Source organism: Methylobacterium sp. CCH5-D2, from assembly GCF_001556475.1.
Lineage (GTDB): Bacteria > Pseudomonadota > Alphaproteobacteria > Rhizobiales > Beijerinckiaceae > Methylobacterium > Methylobacterium hispanicum.
Genome location: NZ_LSIX01000503.1, coordinates 1 through 4449 on the forward strand (window position 1 = coordinate 1; position 4449 = coordinate 4449).

General features: G+C 70.7%; 6 protein-coding genes. 3 read left to right on the top strand and 3 right to left on the bottom strand.

The annotated features are described in order from the left end of the window. The 3 genes from AX737_RS35800 to cutA form a co-directional block, all read right to left on the bottom strand. A partial coding sequence (locus tag AX737_RS35800; RefSeq protein WP_245293435.1) for a DUF6481 family protein occupies positions 1 to 127 on the bottom strand: 127 nt, incomplete at its 3' end. 123 nt (positions 128 to 250) lie between these two features. Next, entirely contained in the window at positions 251 to 460 is a 210-nt protein-coding gene (locus AX737_RS12805) for a cold-shock protein (protein ID WP_066921866.1), read from the bottom strand. A 614-nt stretch (positions 461 to 1074) separates the two neighbouring features. Further along, positions 1075 to 1398, bottom strand: coding sequence for a divalent-cation tolerance protein CutA (cutA, locus tag AX737_RS12810; protein WP_066921868.1), 324 nt, complete (start codon positions 1396 to 1398; stop codon positions 1075 to 1077). A gap of 88 nt (positions 1399 to 1486) precedes the next feature. On the opposite strand from cutA, the gene AX737_RS12815 reads away from it, so the two are divergent. Genes AX737_RS12815 through AX737_RS12825 form a run of 3 tightly spaced genes read left to right on the top strand, consistent with a single transcriptional unit; the run spans position 1487 to position 4437 of the window. Continuing rightward, the gene (locus AX737_RS12815; RefSeq protein ID WP_066921870.1) at positions 1487 to 2251 is read left to right on the top strand and encodes an NAD kinase; all 765 of its coding nucleotides are present in this window, start codon (positions 1487 to 1489) and stop codon (positions 2249 to 2251) included. A gap of 56 nt (positions 2252 to 2307) precedes the next feature. Next, positions 2308 to 3153 (top strand): methyltransferase domain-containing protein, encoded by an 846-nt coding sequence (locus tag AX737_RS12820; RefSeq protein WP_238229573.1) that lies wholly within the window; start codon positions 2308 to 2310, stop codon positions 3151 to 3153. A gap of 12 nt (positions 3154 to 3165) precedes the next feature. After that, complete coding sequence (locus AX737_RS12825) at positions 3166 to 4437, top strand: glycosyltransferase family 4 protein (protein WP_066921872.1); 1272 nt, start codon at positions 3166 to 3168, stop codon at positions 4435 to 4437. Positions 4438 to 4449: the final 12 nt, after the last annotated feature.

The following is a 4449-nucleotide window of genomic DNA, read 5'->3' on the forward strand; positions in this document are numbered from 1 at the left end:
CCTGCCGCGCGAGGACGGCCGGGTCGTCGGCCCCGGGCCGGGCCCGGAGACGGGCGATGGTCGCCTCACGCGCCTTGGCGGCTGCGGCGAGACGATCGACGAGCTGGTTCTCTTTGAATTGACCCATGTGGACTCCCTGGACGGGCCGCACCCGCGGCGGATGGGAAAGCCGGGGAGGCCGCTCCGGTCGAAGCGGCCTCCCCGGCGTCGGTCCCGCCGAGACGAGGCTCGGGCGGAACGCGGGCCTGCCTCAGGCGGCCTTCAGGTTTCCGGCCGACTGCTTGCCGGTGCGGCGGTCTGTCTCCATCTCGAAGGAGATCCGCTGGCCCTCGCTGAGGGTCTGCATGCCCGACCGCTCGACGGCCGAGATGTGCACGAAGACGTCCTTGCTGCCGTCCTCGGGCTGGATGAAGCCGAAGCCCTTGGTGCCGTTGAACCACTTCACGGTGCCGATGTTCATGGGAATGCCTCTGGTCTGGATGTTGGTCTGGGTGTCTGGTCGGATCGTCGATGCGCTCCGGCGACCGTAGGGTCAGCCGATGGCGGCCAGCACGATCCTGCGCAGTTCTTCGCGGGTCAGGCCGCAGGATTGGGGGCTCCACGGCGCGGGGCCGAAGACGGGCCGCACGGCAGCCTGCGGACGGAGCTGTGCCGTCGCGGGCTTCGGATCAGGAATGGGATGCATGCATGTCCATGGGCCGTGTCGGCTCTGGGCGCGGCACGGCGGGCGTATTTCGGAGCGTTGCACGACGCGGCGTGCAGCGGGCGCGCTGCGGTTCGTGCAGCGATCAAACGTCGATGAAAGCGGAAAACCGGACTCGGCGCTCGATCAAGAGCAAGAGAGCGGGCCGACAGGATCTGGTCCGATGCATCGATACGTACAGATCTGCGGCCGAATTATCAAGCGAAATTTCAGAAACACGCCGCCTTTTATTTGTTTTTCGCCATTGGAGCCGGCCGAATTTCAGCGGTTTCCGCGTTGGAAATCAGGCGCGTGGGCCCATCCATCGGTTCGGATCCGACAGCCCTCGTCCTCCCGCATTGTCCGCAGCGGGGTCGTGTGGGGGCTGCCGGTCAGGCCGCGCCCGTCTCGGCCAGGATCCAGGCGAGCGTGCCGGGATCGGCCGCCTCCACGGGCAGGTGCAGGATGATCGGCGTCTCGTAGGGGTGGCGCGCCTTGAGCGCCGCCGCGAGTTCCGGCCCCAACCCCTCCCGGCTCTTCACCAGGGCGACGACCTCCGCGCCCCGCTCGACCGCGCCCTTCCAGGCGTAGACCGAGCGCATCCCCGGCAGGACGTTGACGCAGGCGGCGAGCCTGTCGCGCACGAGGCTCTCGCCGATGTCGAGCGCCGTCTCGGCATCGGCGAACGTGGTATAGACGAGGAGCGCGCGCTCCATGCTATGGCTCTCCGCAGAGGATGGAGCCGGGATTGAGGCGAGCCGGCGCGCCGGCGTCAACCCGGGGATGAGGGTGGATCCGACGCGCATGCGCTTCCAGAAGATCGCCTTCATCGCGAGCCCGACCCCGGATGCGCGCGAGGCCGCCGACACCCTGATGCGGCGCTACGACAACGTGCCCCCCGAGGAGGCCGACGTGGTGGTGGCGCTCGGCGGCGACGGCCTGATGCTGCAGGCGCTGCACCGGTTCATGGACGGCGCCAAGCCGATCTACGGGATGAACCGCGGCACGGTCGGCTTCCTGATGAACGAGTACCGGCGCGACGACCTCTTGGAGCGCCTGGAGGCGGCCCACCGCAGCGTGATCCATCCCCTGCTGATGGAGGCGCACGACACCGAGGGGCGCAGCCACACCGCGCGGGCGATCAACGAGGTCTACCTGCTGCGCCAGACCCACCAGACCGCCAAGCTGAAGATCGCGATCGACGGCCATGTCCGGCTGGAGGAACTGATCGCCGACGGCGTGCTCTGCGCCACCGCCGCGGGCTCGACCGCCTACAATTTCTCCGTCGGCGGCCCGATCCTGCCACTCAACGCCAAGCTGCTCGCGCTGACCCCGATCTCGGCCTTCCGCCCCCGGCGCTGGCGCGGCGCGCTCCTGCCCGACTACGCCCGCATCCGGGTCGACGTGCTCGACGCCGCCCACCGTCCCGTGGCGGCGGTGGCCGACCACACCGAGTTCCGCCGGGTCTGCACCGTCGAGACCTGGCTCGACCGGGGAACCGAGCTCGTCCTGCTGCACGATCCCGGCCACAGCCTCGACGAGCGCATCCTGCGCGAGCAGTTCGGCTGACATCGTCGCGATCGGGTCTCGTTAACCCTCGATCTTTGCGGAGTGTTGAGCCGCCCGTGGCCAGTCTCGGCGACCAGACGCCGAAGGCCGCGCCCATGAACATGCACATGAACATGCATCCGACCTTCCTCGACCCCCAGCCGACCGCGTCCGCGCCTGCCGGCCTGCGGGCGGTCGCCGACGGGCTCGGCTACGCCTCGGACTGGAACTGGGCCTGGGAGAACTACAAGCCGATGGTGCTGGCGCTGGCGAAGGCCCACGGCCTGCGCCGCCACCTCGAGATCGGCGGCGGGCGCGACCCGCTCTTCACGCCGGACGAACTCGGGGCTCACGGTCTCGCGGTCACGCTCAACGACATCTCCGAGCACGAATTGATGCTGGCGCCCCCGGCCTTCGCCAAGCTCTGCTGCGACATCGCCGCCCCCGACACGGTGGCGACGGTGGGGCGCGAGCGCTTCGACTTCGCCTATTGCCGCATGGTGATGGAGCACGTGCCGGACGTGGCCCGGATGTGGCGCAACGTCCACGACATCCTGACTCCGGGCGGCGTCGCGCTGAGCTTCTTCCCGACCCTGTTCGCGCCGCCCTTCGTGCTCAACGAGCTGATGCCCGAGCGCCTCTCCCGCGCGATCGTCCACACCCTCTTCCCGGACCGGCACGACGACGGCGACAACCCGAAATTCCTGGCCCATTACAACCTCTGCCGCGGCTCCGAGGCACCGCTGGTGCCGCTGCTCCGCGAGATCGGGTTCCGCGAGGTGATCGTGCTGCCGTTCTACGGCTACAGCTACTTCTGGAAGATCCCGGTGGTGAAACAGGTCGACGCCGCCTTCACCCGCCTCGCCCGCGCCCGCGACTGGCGCACCTTCACGAGCTTCGCCTACGTGGTGGCGCGCAAGTAGGAGGCTGGCCCCGTGCAGATCGTGCTGGTGGCCGACCACGCCTACATCAACGGCGGTCAGGCCAAGGTCGTGGTGGAGAGCGCGCTGGGGCTGGCCGCCCGCGGGCACGCCGTGACCGTCTTCGCCGCGGTGGGGCCGGCCGACCCCAGGCTCGCGGAAGCCGGCGTGGCGGTGGTGCTCACCGACCAGGCCGACGTGATGAGCACGCACTCGCTCACCCGGTTCGGCGCGCAATGGCTCTGGAACCGCACGGCGGCCGAGCGCCTGCGGGCGTTGCTCTCCGGGCTCGACCCGCGCGCGAGCGTCGTCCACGTCCACGGCTGGGCCAAGGCGCTCTCGCCCTCCGTCGGGCCGGTGCTGCTGGGCTGCGGCCTGCCGGTGGTGTTCACCCTGCACGAGTACTACCTCGCCTGCCCGAACGGCGGCTTCTACGACTATCCCGTCTCGGCCCCCTGCCATCGGACGCCCGGCGCCCCGGCCTGCCTCGCGCACAATTGCGACTCGCGCAGCTACGCCCGCAAGCTGATGCGGGTCGGTCGGCACTGGCTGATGCAGGGCACGGGGCTCACCCGGAGCGCCGACGCCATCATCACGATCAGCCACCTGCAGCGGGCCGCGATGGCGCCCTACCTGCCCGCCGACACCCGCTTCGCCGAAGTCGGCAACCCGGTCGACGTGCCCCCGCTCGGACGCCGGTCGGGCGCGCCCGGCGGCTTCGTCTTCGTCGGTCGGATCTCGCCCGAGAAGGGCCCGCTCCTGTTCGCCGAGGCGGCGCGGCGCGCTGGCGTCGCCGCGACCTTCGTGGGCGACGGGCCGCAGGCCGACGAGATCCGGGCGCTCTACCCGGAGGCCCGCATCCTCGGCTGGCGGGCGCCCGCCGAGGTGCACGCCCTGATGCGCGAGGCCCGTGCCCTGGTCTTTCCCTCCGTCTGGTACGAGGGCCAGCCGCTCACCGTGCTGGAGGCGCAGGCGCTGGGCCTGCCCGTCATCGTCAGCGACGTCTGCGCCGGCCGCGAGGCGGTGGCGGACGGGGTGACCGGGCTGTGGTTCCGCTCGGGCGATGCCGACGCGCTCGCCAGAGCCATGCGGCGCCTCGCCGACGACGCCCTGGCGCGGGCGATGTCGGAGGCGGCCTACGACCGCTTCTGGGCCGACCCACTGACCCTCGACCGCCATCTCGACGGGCTGGATCGGGTCTACGCGGAGGTGCTGCGCCGGCCGGTTCCCGCACGGCAGCCGAGCGCGGCGCGGGTCCCCTCTCCCATAGGGAGAGGGACAGGGTGAGGGGTATGAGGC